The following is a 3,097-nucleotide window of genomic DNA, read 5'->3' on the forward strand; positions in this document are numbered from 1 at the left end:
CCTTTTTACAAGCTGTCGTCTGTCAACTTGTTAGTTCTTTCTTTAAGTTGTTTTTTCAGTATAACTATGGCTCGCACTTCTTTGCCAATTATCTCTACTTCGTTTTTGTCTTTGTGTATAGGCAACTGCAAATCCATAATTCTATTACCCAACGTAGAGAGAGTCGCTTGTACGAAAGTAAGCATTTCTACTTGTTCCCGTACTATGTTTGAGTTGAGCAAATAGAACAAATAAAACGGATATAATCCGTCTGTTTGCAAAACTCTAATTTTACGCAAATGGCTTTGAATAATACATTTCTTATCATTTTCGGTTAAAATTGCGCTTCTGCCAATCAAAAATGTGCCGTCATTGACAAATAAAATATCGTTTTCTCTTACGTCTTGTTGTTCTTTGTACTGCCAATAAATTTCTTCTGCAACCGATTTTATAGGATTTGCCTTAATTTCCCAATTTACAATATCGGTAGTTCTTACAAAAGGGATATCGCCTGTTCCGTAATACTTTGAGCCTATTTCATTGCCTCTTTTGATTTGTAAAACGCCTTTTTCTGCCAAATCTCCCACTCTTGTCAAATCATACAAACCGCTTTTTTTGATTTGCAAAAGAGTTTGCTTTACTTCGGGTTTGTAGGTTTCGGGAATATAAATATGATTTTCAGTTTCTGCCGTAGACACTGCAAAACCTAAAACGCTTTCTTCTAGAGTTCCATTCAAAAACTTTGTAAAGTTTTGAGCAATTTCGGGAGTTTCGTCATCAAGAATTTTATTGCCTTGTTTATCAAAAATATACGAACCGTCTTTATTAAACTTAAAAGTTGGTTTTCCGTTTTTGTCGTGTCCTATATTTTTGGCGATTGCCATAAAAACTTGGCTGCGGTTATTTGGTTTTTTCTCCAAAAATACTACGCTTGTTTTGGTGTGCGTGCTGGGTTGGAAAGTTTCTTGGGAAAGAGAAACAATACCTAAAATAGAGCAATATTTTTTTACATATTCCCAAACATAACGGTCTGACGGATTACCAAAAATACCTTCGGGCAAAACGATGCCTGCCCTTCCGCCGGTTTTCAAAAGTTGTATGATACGCTCAACAAACAAAATTTGCGGCGGTTGCTTATCTCTTAAATCTTTAGTTATCAGATATTTGCTGTTGTTTTGGTCTGTCCCGTTTTGAATAGTACTCTCTTGCCAAAAATACCCTAGTTCGTATTGTTTCAACAAATTTTCGCCAATTACGGGAATTTTCGCCCCAAAAGGCGGATTTGCTAAAATCAAATCAAATGTACCCAATTGAATATGATGTTGTGTTTCAGGCTTCCACAAAGCAGTGACTTCAAGGCTATTTTCACAAAAAATATGATACTCGCTTTCGCCCAAAATAGTCAAATAGATTTTGGCTAGTTTGGATAAAAATAAATCTTTGTCAATGCCTGAAATATAATAATTAGATGCTTTGTTTTTAATTAAATGCTGCAAGATATGGGCAATAAATCCGCCCGAACCGCAAGCGGGGTCAATAATTCTTTCGCCAGATGTTGGTTGCAAAACATCAATCATCATTTGCACAATATTTCGAGGCGTAAAAAATTGCCCTTCACCACCACGAAACGAAGTACCTATCAATTCTTCAAAAGCATCGGCAATAATATCTCTGTCTGCGTTTAAAATAGAATGCTCTTCCATCTTAGACACAATAAAAGATAAGTCACTTGCTTGAATTTCTAATTCTTCTTCACTTTCAAAAATATCTGAATATTGGTTTTTTACATTTTCAAACAGTATGAAAATCCGTTTTTGAAATTCTTGTATATTTTCGTTAGGTCTATTTGCAAAATTGACTAACTGCTCGTTTTCTGTATATTTTTCATCATATATTTTACAAAAAAGTAAACGCATAATATTTTGAGCGATTTTTTCATCTCTGGTTATGCCTGTTACGTTTCCTGCGAAATAATCTCGTATCTCCCTAAAAATAACTTTTAGGTTGTTGATAGGCGAAAGATTTTGCTTGTAAATATGTTTTTTCGGCTTATTAATTTCAGCCGACACAAATAAATCCATTGGCTTATATTCGGTTGTGAGCTTTAACGATAAATTCCATAAAGTCAAGCGTTTCGTCAAGCGAGTGGTCTGTCATGGCGACATTACACCAACGATGCCCATAACGAACATTTTTAGCATTGTGCCTTGTTTCTTTGTCAATGAGAGGATTAACGTGCATTACCTGTACGCTTGCATCTTCGCCCTCGCCTTTTTTAGAAGGTCGCCATTCGGGTTGCCAAGTAGTATGTCTTTCTCTTTCCGCAAAATTGGCAGGCTGTGAAGAAATAGGACAAAGGCAAACAGGGCAATTTACAAACTCTGCTTTTTGGGTAGGGAAGACAGGGAAGAATTTAGTGGGCAAACTAATACTCTTTTGAATAGTTTGGCTGTGCAAAATAGATGTAATCTGCTTGTAAATTGCTTGAAAATCAACGCTATAAAAATCTACTGCTACCGCAATGCCTAAGACTGCATAGCTTTCTACGCTATCTTGCCAATCGCAACACTCTAAGGCAGGAATTACGCATGAGCTTTGCGTCCAAAGCGTATCATTCCAATTTTTAAGTATTCCAACGTGAGGTTGCCAATGTTTAGGTAAAGCAACATACCTTTCGGGTAGTTCGTGAACTTTGTCGGCAGGGTATGGTTTTAATTTACCATTTTCCTTGATGCAGAAAACTAAAACTTGGCTTTCGTCTGCGCCTTCAATTTCTATTTTTTCAATTTCTTTGGCAAACGATACTGGTTCATGTGCTACTACAAGCGGATGCCAACGCAAGTTACGATTGGAAAACGGGGCTTTCCCTTGCCTGCCTCTTACACAAATGGCATCACGTTGCAATTTGCCGCCGCCTAAACCAAAACCGCCATTACGAGTATAGGAAATTTTGCCGTATTGTTTTTTGAAATCCTTTTGTAAGTTCTTGTTTTTTATAGCGTTGCATATTGTTTCCGCTATTTTTCGCAAAGTTCAACAACTTGTTTGTCTAAGTCTGTCAAGAAACTTGCGCTTACGGTTCTGCCTGTTGCCATAGTTTCATATCAAGATGTTTTTA

2 protein-coding genes are annotated in these 3,097 nt (G+C 36.7%); both read right to left on the minus strand.

Annotated features, from left to right (window positions below; translation table 11 throughout):
- Window positions 1-5: 5 nt before the first annotated feature.
- A complete protein-coding gene (locus tag LC115_07195) occupies window positions 6-2,060 on the minus strand; it encodes an N-6 DNA methylase (GenBank protein ID MCZ2356460.1) in 2,055 nt (684 codons plus the stop codon).
- Between the two features lie 4 nt (window positions 2,061-2,064).
- The gene (locus tag LC115_07200) at window positions 2,065-3,009 is read right to left on the minus strand and encodes a hypothetical protein (protein MCZ2356461.1); all 945 of its coding nucleotides are present in this window, start codon (window positions 3,007-3,009) and stop codon (window positions 2,065-2,067) included.
- Between the last annotated feature and the right edge of the window lie 88 nt (window positions 3,010-3,097).

It is taken from the genome of Bacteroidia bacterium, from assembly GCA_026932145.1.
Classification (GTDB): domain Bacteria; phylum Bacteroidota; class Bacteroidia; order J057; family JAIXKT01; genus JAIXKT01.